The sequence below is a fragment of the Leptospira licerasiae serovar Varillal str. VAR 010 genome (assembly GCF_000244755.1).
In the GTDB taxonomy this organism is placed as follows: Bacteria; Spirochaetota; Leptospiria; order Leptospirales; family Leptospiraceae; genus Leptospira_B; species Leptospira_B licerasiae.
This window is the reverse complement of the sequence record NZ_AHOO02000013.1, coordinates 536,862-553,148: the sequence shown is the minus strand read 5'-3', so window position 1 is coordinate 553,148 and position 16,287 is coordinate 536,862. Positions and strand designations below refer to the sequence as shown.

Here is a 16,287-nt window from a genome sequence, read left to right as displayed (position 1 = left end):
ACTTTCTTCTTCTTATAATTCCAAACATTCTAAATAATATTAAGAGAGAGAGAGATTACTCTGTCTTTAGAAAGTTCTAATATTCGGAATTCTTATCCCGATGTTGGAACTCCTACAAGGGAGAGAGGATCGCCCTCACCCAAGTTCGGGTGGAGGAGGTGGGCTTGTGGGAGAAGCCATTCCCTCTATACACTAAAAATCCCTTAATTTCAATCCCAATTTACATCCTAAACACTTGTTGGAATTCCTACAAATCAACCCAGAATCTAAACATTCCTTTTTCCGGAAAATAACTTAAACTTAACATATTTATAAATAAATTTCCTTTGATTGTTCGCATTTTCTTTCGGGAAATTTTTTGAATAAAAAGAAAGTTATTCGTCTTTGGTTATATAGAGGGTTTTTAAAAGCTCCTCAACAAAATGCAAACGGATATATGGAAACTTGCGATTGGTGGAATAATGGTAATATTCCCGTTATTCTATTTTTTACCGAGTTCTTCTTCCGGAATGATGGAAGCAGACAGAAGTCTTCCTGAATTTCAATTAAATGATAAAAATGGCAAAATCTCTGATATACGCGAGAATCTGATCGGAAAAGAAAATCTAGTATATTTCGGGTATCTAAACTGTAAGACAGTATGTCATGGCAGCTTGCAAAAACTGAAAAATCTAGTCTCCAAACAAAAAGATCTCCGACTCGTATTCATAAGTTTAGATCCGGAAAAAGATACGGAAGATCGTTTTGAACAATATTTTTCCGACATAAAATCGGAGACTAAATTTATCAGGCTTGAATCGAGGGGAAGGGTCTTTGAACTCGCCAGACTTTTCGGGATTATGGCATTTTCTTCCAACAAAAGTGGAGAGATCGATCACCCGGATTCAGTTCTTTGGGTAAATTCTCAAGGAAAGATCAAAGGATTGATTTTTGAATTTGATAAACATTGGGATCAAAATCGAAAAGAAGTTATCCAGTTCATAAGCGATAAAAAAGAAAAAAGACCATAAACATTTAAGCGATTCATAATAAACTAAAAGTAAAGCCAGAGCCTTCGAAAAAAGGATCCAAAAACAAATAAAGTCCTTAGTTGGACCTAAAATAAAAACCCTTCCGGACAAAAGAGATGAATCCGCCTGAACAAAAACAAAGCATCCAAGATATTGCCAGATTTAAATTCAAGGAAGAGACCAAAAAAGTCGATCGTTTCTTCTACATTCTTCTTTTAGCACATATTCCCTTTGCGCTCTTATTATCCTTGGAATATGGAACCTGGAGATTCGTTCTAAATTCCTCCATAATCACAGGGTTACTCGCGAGCATCGGCTTCCTATTCTTAAGAGGCCAATACATTCTCAGAATTTTGAATGCGATTCTTATCATGGCATGGTCAGGAATACTAATACAGTCTCAATTCGGAAGAATAGAGATGCATTTTCATGTGTTCGTTGCATTGGCATTTCTTCTTTATTATAGAGATTGGAAAACACTTCTTCCTGGAGCATTGTATATCGCAGTTCACCACGGACTTTTTTCCTTCTGCCAAAGTATCGGATATAAAATTTCTGAAACTCCGATCATTATATTCAACTATGGAAATGGTTGGGATATAGTATTATTACATGCAATTTTTGTAATTTTTGAGACCGGAATATTGATCTATTTCTCCGTAACATTCAAAAAGGAATTCTTGGACCAGGCAGTCAACTTGGCTGAATTGGAAGAAGTAAGAAAATACAATGTATCCATCCAGGGAGAAGTCAGAGAAAAATCCGAATCTGTAAACGGAATTTTAGAGGGTTTAGTCCAAAGCTCCGCAACTGTCGCAGACAAAACGACCGACCAGGCCAATAGTTTAGAAGAAATTAATGTAAGCATGAACAAAATATCCGAAGCGATCTCGGACGTATCCGATTCGGCAAGAAAACAATTAGAAGCAACCGGAACTCTAGAAAATTCGTTTCAGAAATTAGAGGTCAGTTTTCAAGACATGGAACTAGGACTTGTTTCTACAAAAACATTATTCGAAACGGCATGGAAGCACGCAAGAGAGTCCGAAGAAAGTTTGATGGCGATCGAAAAGTCCATCAAAAGAATAGAATCCAGTTCTTCAAGTACTACTGCAAAATTGGGGACAATCACAGATATTGCGGATAAAGTAAATCTTCTCGCATTGAACGCATCCATAGAAGCTGCAAGGGCTGGAGAACATGGAAGAGGCTTTGCAGTAGTTGCCGACGAAATCTCGAAATTGGCGGACCAAACAGCAAGCACTATCAAAGAAATTTTCAGATTGATCAGAGATGGAAAAGAAGAAATGACTAAGAACACGGATATAGTCCAGTCCGGCACAAAAACAATCTCATTGATATTGGGAGACGTGGATTCGATCAAAGAAAGTTTGGATTCTTTCTTTTCTCTGTTAGAAAAACAAACGGATATTCGAGTTACAGTAGCAGGTGCTTTATTCAAAGCAGGCGAAATTTCCCAAAACGTCCACCATGCCACAGAAGCAGAAAGGAAGAGTTTGGAAGAGATCAGGAACTTTTTGGATCGGATCCAAAATTCAAATGCAATTATTGCGACCCAGGCGGCCAAGGCAGCAGACCAGGCCAGAAAATGCGAGGAATTAAGCGATTCTTTGCAGAAGCAGGTCCAAGAGTTCAAAGCATAAATTTCAAAATCGCACCTGGAAATTTCTTTCTAAACTCGGAGAGAATTTTCGAATCTGCAAAATTTTTCGTTTGAAATATTTTCTTTCCAAGTGGAAGGTTCCTATTTGTTTTCGGACCTTACTATGAAAAAATTTCTGTTTATCTCCGCTTCCGCATTAGCCGTCGCGGTCTTTTTAGCAATTCCAGGCACTATCAGTTCTCAAAGCGGCGATATCGAAGCAGCCATCCAAGCTGCTTGTAACCGATTGGTCGAAGGTGGACTTTATAAAAGTTGCAAACCGGCTCCAGGATTCTCACTCGGACAAGGTTATTATAGCCAATCCGCTCAAATCAAATGCCAATGTGAGAATAAATCCGATAACGGAAAAACAATTGTTACCATTTCTCTTTGGCAAGGATATTGATATGATCCTTTCTTATAATCCCGGCTTTCCAAAGTTCGAAATTGATCGATGAAAGGTCGGGATTATGGTCCAATTGGATAATAAGAAATAAATCGATTATTTACGCTCTTTCTAATGCGACATAATACCTATTATCGGAAGTTGGGAATATGTCTATAAAAGACGGGTTTGGTGAAAAATAGCCTATCCAAACCACTTTTTTAACGAAAGGTTTTCCGCAACTTCGCCCATAGGCCTCAAAGCGCCAGACCTAACTAAGCCCCACAAACCAACCTAAATAACCATGACGGTGGACGACCCAGATATCAATTCTTCTCGAATCTCTATAAATCCTTCGTCGAAGTGCCTACAAAAATCTAAAAATCGCTCAGATCATCGTGCAAGATCAGATCGTCTAGATAAACATTCGCATAATCAGTCCGAATTCCCGAAGTTCCCCAGCTAAAAGTTCCATCGGTAACGGATAACTGAAGGACATTATCCACATAGAAATCCAGATGATTCCCTGTCGCAATCAAGGCCAGCTTGTACCATTGTTTTGTTTGGAAAAACTTTTGATTTCCTGCCTGGTCCTTTAAAATTCCGGAGGCCAAAGTTGTATAAGTCCCGCAAAGTTTTTTCTTAAAATAGACCGTTCCGTCACTTCTGAGAGAAGCCACATATAGATCGTTCTCGGTCCTATATCTTGTGAATAGATGGATTCCCTGCCAACTATCCGAGGAAGCCTGCCAAGAATCTATATAGAACCGTGCCTCCAACGCTTGATCCGTCCACTTCACCCGTAAGCCGTTATTCAAACCCTGGAGCAACATTCTGAAATTGTAATCCTCAGTTTTTGCTCTTTTATAAACTCCGTTGGAAACATATTTGGACATAAGAGTACCAGAAGTAACTTCAATATGTGACTGTGCAGATTTATTAGAACTAGACTCTATTACCGATCCATCTATATAGGATTCGAAACCTTCAAGGGAACCCCCCTCAGGTGTTAACCAAGGATAAACTTCGCTAGACCCACTAGGATAATAACCTGTTCCCGGAAAAAACTCATAAGTCCCGGTTGGATTACAAGAGTTTGCTTCAAGTTGATTTATAGTTTGGACAGATGGATCTAAAACTTGTTCCAAAATGATGGTCGTTCCAGAATCAAAAACGCCCAAATACAGAAAACTTGCAAAGCCTAACATTCTAAAGGTGGAAGCCATCATGTCACCGACCAAAATAATTTCGACCGGAGATCAGATCCCTTTCATCATCAAAAGTCAAGCCGTTAATTAGGCAGCAGTCTAACCGCTTGCATACTGAAAGAAGCAAGTCATCAATTAATCGTTCTAATTGATATTCTCTGTTTTAAAATAGAATCTAAAGAAAAGCGACCTGGTCCGGATAGATATAGAAATAGACTTCCAAGTGCCTGGGAATACTCGGATCGAATCTCATGTAGTATTGCCCAAATCCCAAAAATCGGCGGAGATTGAGGCGGAAGTAAAGGAGAAGTTCCAAATAAGAGAGGCAGTTTCGTTAGATACATTGCTACAAACATTTCAATAACGAATATAAAACTTAACGGTTTCGTCAAAATCCCAAGTACCAGCATCATCCCACCGAGGATTTCCAGAGCTCCTATAAAAGATGCGGTTATCTCCGGATGCGAAAATCCTAACTTCGTAAACCTTCCGATTCCTTGATTTACGTACAGGAATTTGATGATTCCTTCCCATATAAAAACCCCTCCCACAAGGATCCGGATAATAATATGATATCTCCCGCCACCCTCCTCAATTCGAAAGAAATGATTAACTAACTTTCTCAGATACATAGCCTTTCCTTTGGTTTGATTTTTACGTTGCTCTAATTGCCAATACCGCGCTTTACAAACCATTCTACAGTTAGAGGATAAAAAGATACAAAGAGTAGAAAGAATACGATAACGTCCGAACGAACGATAAAATTAAGAGTCTAAACTACTATAAGTAACTACAGATCGTAATATATTTTTAGACCGTATTACAAAATATGCATAGACCGGTTTCTACATTCAAAATCCTGCCGATACTTCAGTCGGTATTACGATTTTTATCTAGTATGTAATCAATTAATTACTTAAAATCTTGAATTCAAAACTTGCGGATAGGAATTTGGTCCTATGCGACCATCCGTTTCCGTTATACTCCCTACCTACAACGAAAGTAAAAACCTACCTATTGCGGCGGATAGGATTACCAGATCTTTATCCGATTACCGTCATGAAATTATCGTGGTGGACGACGATAGTCCCGATCATACCTGGGAAGTTGCAGAACATCTTCAAGAAAAGATCCCGCAACTAAAAGTGATCCGTAGATTAAGCGGCAAAGGTTTATCATCCGCAGTTTTAACCGGCATGGGCGCTGCGGAAGGAGAAGTTTTCGTAGTGATGGATTCAGACCTGCAACACGACGAAAAGATCCTTCCTGAGATGATCCGTTCTTTTTATGAAAGAGATGTGGATCTCTGCCTTGGAACAAGATACGCTAAAGGTGGTTCCACTGGAAAATGGTCTTTAGCTAGAATCGGGATCAGTCGTTTTGCGAACTTTTTGGCAAAAGGACTTTTGGGTCTTCCTGTTTCAGATCCGATGAGCGGATATTTCGGGATTAAACGTTCCGTATATTCGAAAACTAAAAACTCGATCAACCCGAGAGGATTTAAGATCCTTTTGGAATTTTTGGGAAGAAGTAAAGAAAATCTGAAAATAGAAGAAATCCCTTATACTTTTCAAACTAGAATATTCGGAGAAACAAAACTGAATAATTCCGTGATCAAAAGTTTCTTTCTGGCGATCTTAGATATTCGTTTCGGAAAATGGATCTCCCCAACCTTTCTGCTCTACTCGCTCGTAGGAGCAAGCGGTGTGCTGGTTAACTTAGCGGGGTTTTTGATCGCAGAATTATTCAAATTTCCTGAGGTCCAGACAGGAATCGCATTTTTAGATCCTTTTTCACTTTCCGTATTTTTCGGGATAGAACTTTCGATCCTTTCAAACTTCTTCTTAAATAACTACTTTACTTTTTACGAAAGAAGGTATTCCGGAAAAAGTTTGATCTTTGGATTCCTATTATTCCATTCAGTGAGTATAGTGGGCATTTTGGTCCAGATGTCGGCATTCCATTTCATTTATTATTCAATTTTCAAACAGTGGGATGGAACCTCGGAGCTCACTTTAAAATTCAGCGCTGATATTCTATCTATTTTAACTGCAATGGTCTCGAACTACTTCCTGAATTCGAATCTTACCTGGTCAAAAAAACCGGAATTGAAGAGCTAAAATCTAAGTATAGAAGCTTTATTATTTAAGTTTTAATTGATTTCTTCTCCAAGAATTCTTAAATAATAAAAGCCTGTGTAGCAGGTTTTGCGAAGAAGCACTTTTTACCCTTCTTCAAAATTGGAGAGAAATATGCCCAAGGTGCTGGTTCCTTTTGCAGATGGAATGGAAGAAATGGAAGCAGTCATCGTAGTCGATGTGCTTAGAAGAGCAGGAATTGAGGTAGTTTCCGCAGGAATTTCCACGAAAACGGTCACCGCATCCAGAGGAGTAAAACTAGTCTCCGACTCTCTTTTATCGGAAATAGATCCGCCTTCTTTTGACATGATCGTTTTACCTGGCGGAAACCTGGGCACCAAAAATCTGAATGCAAACGCCTTGGTTTCGGAAATATTAAAAATATTTAAAAAAGAAAACAGATGGATCGGTGCAATCTGTGCAGCACCGAACGTTCTGCTAACTCACAACATTCTTCAAAACCAAAAATTCACAGCATTCCCCGGAAGCGTACCAGAAGACGAAAAATACACCGGAAACAGATTGGAACTCTCCGATAAAATTTTGACTAGTATCGGCCCCGGTTCGGCATTCGAATTTTCTTTAAAAATTGTGGAACTTCTTTCCGGACCGGAAAAAAGAAAGGAAGTAGAAAAGGGTCTCCAACTTCCTACTTAATTAACATGCAACTTTCCCCCATAGTAATTGAGAAGTTCAAAAATTCTAAAAATATTTTAGCTCTTACAGGCGCAGGAATTTCAGCGGAAAGTGGAGTCCCTACGTTTAGAGGAAAAGAAGGTCTTTGGAAACAATATAGAGCGGAGGAACTTGCGACTCCTCAAGCTTTCCATAGAGATCCAGGACTAGTTTGGGAGTGGTATATTTGGAGAATGGAACTGATCTCCACAAAGTCTCCGAATCCTGCTCATTATGCATTGGTGGAATTGGAAAAGAAAAGATCTAATTTCCATTTAATTACACAAAACGTGGACGGTCTTCATAAAAAGTCCGGTTCAGAAAAGATCATAGAAATTCACGGAAATATTTTTAGGAATAAATGTGTTCGCTGCGCTAAAATGTATGAATCGGTTATTCCAGAACTTAGAAAATCCACCGAATGCCCGAATTGTAAAAGTTTAGTAAGACCGGACGTTTTATGGTTCGGAGAAAATTACGATACGGATCTTTTAAATCGCGCAATCTTTCTAGCGGAAAGATCCGAGATTGTTTTTGTGATCGGTTCTTCCGGAGCTGTAGGAATTCCTGTAGAACTTGCCAGGGTCGCAAAAGAAAACGATGCCTTTGTAGTTGAGATCAATATAGATCCAAGCGGTTACAGTAGATATGCAGATCTATTCTTGCAAGGAAAAGCGGGAGAAATTCTCCCTGAGCTTATACATTACTTTAGTTGAGTTTTAGGAAAAGTATCTTCTAACTTTTTGAAGATATAGTCTCCGAATACAGGAAAACAATTCGGGGACATATGGCCTGGGTCGGCAAATTCTTCGCAACTATAGTTCGGATCTTCATTCATATTCCAAAAAGCAGTCCCAGTTTCCTGGTTAAACTTTTCTACGATCGGTTTCCAAACTTCCATCGGAGTTTTTAGCCCGTCCGAAGTCTCGACCTTTCTAGTCATATATAAATTAAAATAAGGGCGAGCAACCTTCACCCATATGGTTGCATAAGGAACATTGTATTCCTTTAATATACGGATGGAATCCCTTTGCATTTCGAACATATTTGTATGAAACGTATAAGGTTTTAAATAGGAGGAAAAATCCATTTCGGAAGCCTGGATCAGTTGTTCATCCGTATGCTTCTGCTTAACTAATTCTCTAGGAGTGCTTCCTCTATCTTCCTTTAACATGGTCAATACTTTTTGGACCGCTGCCTCATATACCTTGGCCAAAGCGGAAGAATTTTGCATTCTTTCCCAAATTCTCCATAACTTAGGCCTGTCTCTGTACGTATGAAAAAGGTGTTTAGAAATAAATACGGACAGTTCCTCCCTAGAATATCTGGTCCAATGCCTAAAGAAAAATTCGGGAGAAAGGCCGTAGATCAGCACCTCGTCCAATGCAAGAACCGGAGTTTTATTATAAATTTCTAATGATTGGTCCAAAAGTACAAAATCAGGTCTTGTACCGTCCGATCTAAATCTTTCTATCCAATATAAAAAATAATCCGGAGAACCCCCTGGAACGGAAAAATTATAAAGCATCCAATCCGGATGTTTTTTTTCCAATTCTCTGGTAGGAAGTAAAAGTGCTCTAGAATTCCCAAAGAATACCAAGGTTTTTTTGCGGGAAGCAGGGTCGTTTTTCAAATACTCTTTCAGATCAGAATACAGGTCTTCTTTGCTGATAAAATTCAGGTGAGACAAAGTGTTAGAGTAATAATATTGAAAAAACTCCAGGGTAAACAATCGATCTAAACCCAGAGAGATCAAAAGAACGAATAGAGGAAGAAGTAAGAATGTATTCTTTTTCATATTTTTTTCCGGCTCAGAACTGGCAATAGATACAAGCTCCGGAATCCTCCGATAATAACGCGATCGCAAATACCGTCCCCACTCCACAAGCCACAACTAGCCAATCCTTTCCCCTTCCCCATTGGAGTAGCAGATCTTTTCTGGATTGTATCCAATGAAATACAATAAATCCCAAATAAGAATATCCGATCTTTTCTATATTTTTCATAGATTCCAAAATAAAAGGAGAAGGTCCGGTTACTAAAGAAATCGAATTTTCTATCCAACCGAAGCCTAAAGATTGTAAAGATGTGGAAAGATAATTTTGAGTATTGGTCACAAGTCCCACAACGTGTTGGAGCATTTTGGTCGCCGAGTTTGCTCTGAACAAGATCGCGCTAAAAGAGAATAAACAGAATACGAATTGTATCCTTAGGAAATTGAGAATTTTACTTTTGGAATCTTCGTCATTCCAACCGAACTTTCCTACCAAAAATCTTTCGAATGCGAGTATGACCCCCCAATAGAATCCCCATGCGATGAAGGTATAATCCGCTCCATGCCAGACCCCGCCTACCGTCATAGTGATGATCAGGTTTAAATAAGTGCGCCATTCTCCTTTTTTACTTCCGCCTAAAGGAAAATATATATAATCTCTAAGCCAGAAAGAAAGACTCATATGCCATCTCTGCCATAGTTCTCTTCCGGAAGGAGAGAACAAAGGTGCATTAAAGTTTTCGGGAAGTTCGAAACCGAAATATAGACCGACTCCCCTTGCCATATCAGTGAGTCCTGAAAAATCGCAATAAACTTGGATAGCATATCCGAATGCGGCTAAAATCAGAGAAAGATTGTCATACTGTCCTGGATTCGAAAAAACTGGAGCGATCACACCGGCTACAGGATCAGCAATTAGTATTTTTTTGAGCAAGCCTGAGATCATCAGATAAGAAGCACGAACTATCTTATCCTTGTCAGGACTCAAATGCCCGATATTTACGAAATAATCCTTGGTCCTTAAAATCGGACCTACGATCAACACAGGGAAGAATATTACAAAACCAAGATACTGCTTTAGACCGATCACTTCTCCTTCCGGTTTACGATATGCATCCACAGCCGCAGCAATCATCTGGAAGCTGTAAAAACTCACCGCCAAAGGAAGAGAGATTTGTAATATCCTTGGAACTTCGTCGAAGAATGGATACTTTGTCAGATCGAAAAGTATCCTGTTCATAAAATAGAAATACTTAAAGAAACCTAGATTGATCGCATTCAGTAGCAGGGCGAAGATCATCCAAACTTTCGGTTTCGTCGAAGTCCTGATCTTGAAATAGGCTAAATAATTGATTAGAACGATAATTAAGAAATGAAGAAAGAAATAGATCCCACTTAGGAGAGTTGAGGAAGCTACTATATAAAAGACAGCGCTGGAAATGAGTAAAAAATCGGATCTTTTCTTTTCCGGAAGAAGCCAATAGATAGAATAGACGATGGAGAAAAAAACGAAAAATAAGATCGAATTGTAGAGCACTCTTTTACTTTCCCTTCTTGAATAGTTCCTTCCAGTAGAGAATCTCTCCCGGAGAAAGTTTTGCGCCCGAGTCCTTTTCTTCCCGAGTCGGTTTTTCCGCTAAGGCGCTTTCTATTTTTTTTACGAACTCTTCGGATAGTATAGGTTTTGTTCCTAGTCTTTTTGCAAAAGCTAAAATTTCCTGATCGGAAGTCACAACAAATAGATCTGCTGGCCTCGGGGCGAATTTGATATATTCCTTGATCAAGTCGTCCGCCTTTCTGTCCTGGCTGAAATAAACGCGTATTTTTCCGTAAGAATCTTCTTTGGTTTCGTTCCCTTTTTCCTTTTTACCATCGAAGAAAACATGGACCTTAGAACTTTTCAATTTTGCAGAATAAGATTCCAAAATTCTCAAGAGGCCAACTCTGGCATCCCTCAATCGATTGGAATACATATACTCTTCCAATTCAGGAATTTTGTAAATCAGGTTGAAACCGTCTACGACTAAATGCATCCCTTTAAAACTAGTGACCAGAATGTATGTTTTGGAAAAACTTGTAAACACCGAACCGAATCGGACAATGGCACATGGCGGAAGCAAATTCCCAACCGGCAAAATCCTCTAAAATCAGAAACTTCATACGAACCGTAAAATATTGGAGAAGTGTTTTACCGGGGACTGCAAGAGATTATTTTCTCTTAAGCCTTGCGGCAATCGACGTATTTTTTCTGCTATTCGTAAACTCCTATAAAGAGTTCATCCATAAGGATATTCCAGGTTATGTTTTAGCATTCGATCTTTTCGTTATATTTTTATGGGCGATCGAAGTTTGGATCAAGGTTCGACAAAAAAAAGATATCAAAAAATATTTGAGGACCAACTGGTATGAACTGATAGGTATCATTCCTCTTTATTTTCTCAGGCCTTTCTTACTTTTAAGAGGGGTGAAACTTGCAATTGCATTTTACAGATTCGGGACCTCGGGCCAGAATGTTAGCGAAGTTTTAACCCGCGAGATCACTTTTAGATTTAGAGATGTGATCGTAGACACGATCGCAGATGCAGTCTTTTTACATTCCTTAGAAAGAGTGGAAGAAGTGATGCTTCGACTAGATTATAGCCAACTAGCGAAAGAAGCCATCTCAAAACATAACGACCAACTCAATTCCAAAGTAAACGAGTCTTTACAATCCAAGTTTTTATTGGAAGAATTATCCAAGATACCTTTCATGTCACAAATCTCCCATAAACTAGGCGAAGATATAGGCAGAATGATTGCGGAAGTCTTAGAAACAGAAGTGATCGGAGATATTATGAAGGATATCACCGCAAACATCTTAAAAGAGATGGCGGAACACGTAAAAAAACTTCCTTTAGAAAGGATCACGGAACCGAAAGAGGAAGTACCTTCTCCCCCTTCGATCCCTGAAACTTGATTCCCTCAAACAGCTCCGCTAGGAAGTCTTAAAATCAATACTTGAGTTGTCGACTTAGCGAGAAGTTTACCTTCTTCGTCGAAAGCTTCTCCTTCTAGGTAAATATGTTGGTTCCCTCTTGCGACTACCTTAGCCTGGACGGTGATCCTTTGGTTTTCTTTCACCATCCGAATATAACTAACGCTTAATTCTAAAGTGGTGGTAGGCTTACCCGCGGCTAAATAGCATAATGGACCGAAAGTATTGTCGAAAGCGGCCGCTAAAAAACCGCCTTGGAAAACTCCCATTGGATTGGAGAATCTAGGCTCCACATAAAAACTGCAGACCATCTCCTTCTTACGTACATAAGAAACGAATTCACCGGACAGTTCTTTAAAGGCCGGAGGAGGAACCTGTAAGCCGGGAGCTGCTTTAGAAAACTTCTCCCATTCTTTCTGCATATCTTCTAAATCTTTTTGATTCGCCAAGTTGGATCTCCTATTCTATATTCCGATCTTGTAAAGAAATTAGATTCGGGCAAATTAAAATTGCCATGATTTGGTGACACAACCATTATGTAGGAAAATGAACCCCTTCTTTTTCCTAGAAACCAAACTAAAAAACGGCATCCGTACCGCATGGCAAGAATTAGGGACCAAAAAAGAGATCGCTCTTGCAATTGCAGGGGGCGGGATCAAAGCATTTTATGGACTGGGCTTTGCATATACACTAAGGACCTGGGGTCTTAAAATTAAAGAAGTATCGGGAGTAAGCGCAGGAGCCGCCATGGCAATCAGCACCTTGTCCGAAACGGAAGAAGACAGCTCAAATTATTTCCAAGAATTGACCAAACGAAATCCTAAAAACTTTTATTGGAATAGGTTACTCCGGATCAGCGCTCCCTTCCCTCATCATGGGATTGCAAGAAGGACCGTAGAATACTGTCTCCGGTTTTCAAAACTTATTTCCAAGTCCGCAAAGATCAGGATCCACACAGTAGAGATCCCGAACGAAAGTTTAGATAAAAACAAAAAGGGAGAACCCATCCAAAGGATTCTTTTTGCAAAAGCTGCTTCTATCATCCGCGCGTATTTTAAGGATGAAACTTTAAGACGAAAGGGAGAACAACCTTTCGAAGTTATAAAAAAAATGAAAGATTGGGGATGGAGAGAAAAAGTTTTTACGGAGAAGGACCTAACCGATCCGGAAACGATCACCCAGATCGTAATGAACTCTTGCTCAGCTTTCCCCGTTTTACCTCTTCAAAGTTTTAACGGAAATTATTATCTGGATGGGGGCTTAACGAATAATCTTTTGATAGAGGACTTCTCCCCCGACCTGCCTAAGATAGGAGTATTTTACGAACCGACTACCTTGGTGGGAAAATCGGCCTCTGTCTTATCGGATACATTGCTGGTTTCGCCTGATGGACCATTCATAGAGCAGGGTTTCGACTATACTAGTCCTAACCTTGTGAGATATGCATTCGAGACAGGCCGAAAGGATGCGGAAGATCAAAAAGAAAGGATCTTAGGTCATCTGGACCCAAACTGGAAAAAACACTTGCATTCTATTTTCGAACAAATAAAATAATTAACTTGCTCCTAAAAAGTGAGGGGGAATATCCCCTTCCCTATAATAGGCGCCTTAGAACTAGCTAAAACGGTAAACAGAAAAAACTCTTCAGGACAGAAGGAAATGCCCAAAATCGTAAACCACGAAAAATACAAAGCCGAGATTCTCTCTAAATGTGTGGATATTTTGGCCAGGCGAGGGTATTCGGCTGTCTCTATGAGAGAAATCGCCACCGAATTGGATGTTTCCACCGGAACGCTCTATCACTACTTCTCCACTAAAGAAGATATATTTAAGGAACTCGTAAAGTTCGTACTGAATAAAGACATCGAAGAATTGCAGGTCTATTCAAAAGGGGAAGATAACCAAACCATCGAAAAAAGAGTAGAAGCTCTATTTACTATGGTAAAGGACAGAGAGACCTATTTCCAAAACCTTCTCTATATCATTTGTGATGTTTCTAGATTAAAAAATCATGAAGAAGAAAAACAACTCATCGCAGAAGCGATGAAAGAATACGTGACCATCATTACGAAACATTTAGGGATCACGAATCCGAATCTGAACAGACTTTTGATCAGTATTATTTTAGGAACAGTCGGCCAAAGGATCGTAGACCAAGATTCCATCAAATTAGATGAGGTAGCAGAAGTTGTGAAAGATTTTATGGGAGTGGTTCTCGCAAATACTTTCACTTTCTGAAATTTGAAAATTTCAGAAGCCCTGTTGGAATTTTAGTAGATCTTTAAGACAGAAGACATTTAGACCCGCTTGTTGGAATTCCAACAACGCCATTGTCTGAAAAATTGGTTTCCGAAATTTAAATTATATGATATAGGAGCGGGAGCTTTCCCACGAGCCACTCCCCTCCACCCAAAACTCGGGCGGGGGCAGCGTTGCAAAAATGTTGGAATTCCAACATTCAGAGGTATATTCTATCTCAGGACTTCTTCTTTCTTGCCTGAATATATATTAGCGATCAGCTCTGAATATTTATCTGTCACTACATGACGTTTTACGGAAAGTTTTGCAGTGAGCTCATCTCCCGTCTCGAAAGGTTTAGGCAATAATCTAAAGTCCACTACCCTTTCGAATGATTTGAAACCGTTCGTTGCGGAGATTGAATTTTTGATTACCCCTTGGATCTTAACCGCACATTTTGCCTCTTCTTCCGCAGAACTGAAACCTAATCCCGGCTTGTAAGCAGGGAAAAATTCCGGATTGGGAACAATCAATGCGGAAAGATATTTTTGGTCCTGACCTATCACCATACATTGTAGTATGAATTCCGACTGACTTAAAATATTCTCTATTGGGACCGGCTCCACATTCTCCCCTCCTAGTAAAACGATCGTTTCTTTCGTTCTGCCTACAATTTTCAAACAATCATTGTAAGTCATCATTCCTAGGTCTCCGGTATTGAACCATCCATCGTTCATCACTTTGCGAGTATTCTCCGGGTCATGATAATATCCGGACATAACTTGATCCCCTTTTACATGGATCTCTCCCTTAACTGCGTATCCTTTAGGTCCTCCTTCTTCCGTAGTCCAAAGAATTTTAGAAGTATTTGGATCCACAACACGAAGAGAAGTTCCCTTGTACAAAGGACCTACAGTACCCATCACTGCTTCATTTAAGATACGAACTGAAATCACTGGAGAAGTTTCAGTCAAACCGTATCCTTCCAAAACTTGGATGCCTATCGCATTAAAAAATTTGTCCACATGGATAGGAAGCGCTCCTCCTCCGGAAACGGTTCCCTTCAACCTTCCTCCGGTAGCCTGACGGATCTTTTTCAGAACGATCAGGTCCAATAGTGTCGCCGGTATAATATTCAAAATATATTGTAAAACTTTGAAAATCCCTACGAATAAAGAAACAATTGCACTTCTTCCTGTCAGATCCAATTCTCTAAATCCAAGCCATCGTTTTGCGGACTCGATATTCGAAGAGAAGAAGAGCGCTGCATGAAATAGACTTTGTTTTACGCTAGATGACTTAGCCACTGTCGCGTAAATCCCTTGGTATACACTCTCCCAAAGCCTAGGTGCAGATGCCATAAATGTGGGTTTGACTTTCTTAAGATCTTCTTTTAGTGTCCTAACGGAAGAATAATACGTACCTGCTCCAAAATAGATACATACCATTTCAAACATTCTCTCAAAACTATGCCATACCGGAAGAATGGAAAGTATCCTTTCTCCTGCCGCAAGTTTGATCGGAATTCGATTGATCTGGGACATGATATTTTTATGCGTTAAAGGAACTCCTTTAGGACGACCGGTTGTTCCTGCAGTGTAGATCAGGGTAAAAAGATCTTCTTCCTGGATTTGAGAAATTCGATTCTCCATCTCTCGGTTCCCTTTTTCCCTCAGTTCTTTTCCTCTCTGCACTAAATCCCAAAACCTGAGTTCTTTTCCTGTGCCTTTTGCATTCCTATCTATTAGAATAATTGTATGAACGTTTTGGATAGCGCTTTGATTTTGGTAGAGTTTTTTTAAGACGGAATCGTTTTCCGCAAAGACGATAGTTGCACCGCTATGGGGAAGAATATGGTTCAGATCGGAATCGGTGACATCAGTACCTCTCGGAACATCCGCCCCTCCCGCCATAACGATCGCATAATCGGCAATGATCCACTCCAAACGGTTGTCAGCGAGAATGGCAGCATGTCCTTTATAAGGAAATTCCAATTCTATAAGTGCGGTTCCTAGCTGCAGTCCTAACTCGTACAATTCGGAAAATCCAACAGAGTCGAATTCTCCCGAAGAATTTTTAGTTAGAAACGCAGGTTTTTCCCCGTATTTATTTTTGGACGATTGATATAAATCGGCAAGAGTTTTCATGCCACCTCCTAGGATGGAGGAAAGTATAGAGCCCGCTTGGAAGTTTGTCGTCCTGGCGTATAACTCAGGACGTGC

At 39.7% G+C, this 16,287-nt stretch carries 16 protein-coding genes; 9 read left to right on the top strand and 7 right to left on the bottom strand.

Going from position 1 to position 16,287, the window contains the following annotated elements; genetic code table 11:
* The first annotated feature begins 461 nt into the window (after positions 1-461).
* From LEP1GSC185_RS18475 to LEP1GSC185_RS18465, 3 genes are all read left to right on the top strand, one after another.
* On the top strand, positions 462-1,010 hold the full coding sequence (locus LEP1GSC185_RS18475) for an SCO family protein (protein ID WP_244264633.1): 549 nt from the start codon (positions 462-464) through the stop codon (positions 1,008-1,010).
* Positions 1,011-1,126: 116 nt separating this feature from the next.
* Positions 1,127-2,674 (top strand): methyl-accepting chemotaxis protein, encoded by a 1,548-nt coding sequence (locus tag LEP1GSC185_RS18470; protein ID WP_008593012.1) that lies wholly within the window; start codon positions 1,127-1,129, stop codon positions 2,672-2,674.
* A 123-nt stretch (positions 2,675-2,797) separates the two neighbouring features.
* Positions 2,798-3,079 carry a hypothetical protein gene (locus LEP1GSC185_RS18465; protein ID WP_008592446.1) on the top strand — a complete coding sequence of 94 codons (282 nt, stop codon included), beginning with the start codon at positions 2,798-2,800 and terminating at the stop codon, positions 3,077-3,079.
* Positions 3,080-3,435: 356 nt separating this feature from the next.
* Here LEP1GSC185_RS18465 and LEP1GSC185_RS18460 read toward each other — a convergent pair whose 3' ends face one another.
* Both LEP1GSC185_RS18460 and LEP1GSC185_RS18455 read right to left on the bottom strand, forming a co-directional pair.
* Positions 3,436-4,287: a pectate lyase gene (locus LEP1GSC185_RS18460; protein ID WP_232298464.1), complete on the bottom strand. Its 852-nt coding sequence runs from the start codon at positions 4,285-4,287 to the stop codon at positions 3,436-3,438.
* 110 nt (positions 4,288-4,397) lie between these two features.
* Positions 4,398-4,898, bottom strand: coding sequence for a DoxX family protein (locus tag LEP1GSC185_RS18455; protein ID WP_008592521.1), 501 nt, complete (start codon positions 4,896-4,898; stop codon positions 4,398-4,400).
* Positions 4,899-5,225: 327 nt separating this feature from the next.
* On the opposite strand from LEP1GSC185_RS18455, the gene LEP1GSC185_RS18450 reads away from it, so the two are divergent.
* The 3 genes from LEP1GSC185_RS18450 (at position 5,226) to LEP1GSC185_RS18440 (ending at position 7,795) form a co-directional block, all read left to right on the top strand.
* Entirely contained in the window at positions 5,226-6,386 is a 1,161-nt protein-coding gene (locus LEP1GSC185_RS18450; protein WP_008592444.1) for a glycosyltransferase, read from the top strand.
* Between the two features lie 132 nt (positions 6,387-6,518).
* The gene (locus LEP1GSC185_RS18445; RefSeq protein WP_008592985.1) at positions 6,519-7,061 is read left to right on the top strand and encodes a DJ-1 family glyoxalase III; all 543 of its coding nucleotides are present in this window, start codon (positions 6,519-6,521) and stop codon (positions 7,059-7,061) included.
* A 5-nt stretch (positions 7,062-7,066) separates the two neighbouring features.
* A complete protein-coding gene (locus tag LEP1GSC185_RS18440) occupies positions 7,067-7,795 on the top strand; it encodes an SIR2 family NAD-dependent protein deacylase (protein ID WP_008592705.1) in 729 nt (242 codons plus the stop codon).
* Here LEP1GSC185_RS18440 and LEP1GSC185_RS18435 read toward each other — a convergent pair.
* The 3 genes from LEP1GSC185_RS18435 to LEP1GSC185_RS18425 are packed head-to-tail and all read right to left on the bottom strand — an operon-like array spanning position 7,783 to position 10,886.
* Positions 7,783-8,877, bottom strand: a complete 1,095-nt coding sequence (locus tag LEP1GSC185_RS18435) for a DUF1574 domain-containing protein (RefSeq protein ID WP_008592091.1) — start codon at positions 8,875-8,877, stop codon at positions 7,783-7,785. The two genes, LEP1GSC185_RS18440 and LEP1GSC185_RS18435, sit on opposite strands and share 13 nt — an antisense overlap.
* 13 nt (positions 8,878-8,890) lie before the next feature.
* A complete protein-coding gene (locus tag LEP1GSC185_RS18430; protein ID WP_008592852.1) occupies positions 8,891-10,390 on the bottom strand; it encodes an MBOAT family O-acyltransferase in 1,500 nt (499 codons plus the stop codon).
* Positions 10,391-10,394: 4 nt separating this feature from the next.
* Positions 10,395-10,886 (bottom strand): NYN domain-containing protein, encoded by a 492-nt coding sequence (locus tag LEP1GSC185_RS18425; protein WP_024864091.1) that lies wholly within the window; start codon positions 10,884-10,886, stop codon positions 10,395-10,397.
* Positions 10,887-10,960: 74 nt separating this feature from the next.
* On the opposite strand from LEP1GSC185_RS18425, the gene LEP1GSC185_RS18420 reads away from it, so the two are divergent.
* On the top strand, positions 10,961-11,809 hold the full coding sequence (locus LEP1GSC185_RS18420; protein WP_008592695.1) for a hypothetical protein: 849 nt from the start codon (positions 10,961-10,963) through the stop codon (positions 11,807-11,809).
* A 5-nt stretch (positions 11,810-11,814) separates the two neighbouring features.
* Here LEP1GSC185_RS18420 and LEP1GSC185_RS18415 read toward each other — a convergent pair whose 3' ends face one another.
* Positions 11,815-12,276 (bottom strand): PaaI family thioesterase, encoded by a 462-nt coding sequence (locus LEP1GSC185_RS18415; protein ID WP_008592258.1) that lies wholly within the window; start codon positions 12,274-12,276, stop codon positions 11,815-11,817.
* 97 nt (positions 12,277-12,373) lie between these two features.
* On the opposite strand from LEP1GSC185_RS18415, the gene LEP1GSC185_RS18410 reads away from it, so the two are divergent.
* Together LEP1GSC185_RS18410 and LEP1GSC185_RS18405 are read left to right on the top strand one after the other, a co-directional pair.
* A complete protein-coding gene (locus LEP1GSC185_RS18410) occupies positions 12,374-13,381 on the top strand; it encodes a patatin-like phospholipase family protein (protein ID WP_008592388.1) in 1,008 nt (335 codons plus the stop codon).
* A gap of 105 nt (positions 13,382-13,486) precedes the next feature.
* Entirely contained in the window at positions 13,487-14,065 is a 579-nt protein-coding gene (locus tag LEP1GSC185_RS18405) for a TetR/AcrR family transcriptional regulator (RefSeq protein ID WP_008592165.1), read from the top strand.
* Positions 14,066-14,298: 233 nt separating this feature from the next.
* Here LEP1GSC185_RS18405 and LEP1GSC185_RS18400 read toward each other — a convergent pair whose 3' ends face one another.
* Positions 14,299-16,212 carry an AMP-dependent synthetase/ligase gene (locus LEP1GSC185_RS18400; RefSeq protein WP_008593032.1) on the bottom strand — a complete coding sequence of 638 codons (1,914 nt, stop codon included), beginning with the start codon at positions 16,210-16,212 and terminating at the stop codon, positions 14,299-14,301.
* Between the last annotated feature and the right edge of the window lie 75 nt (positions 16,213-16,287).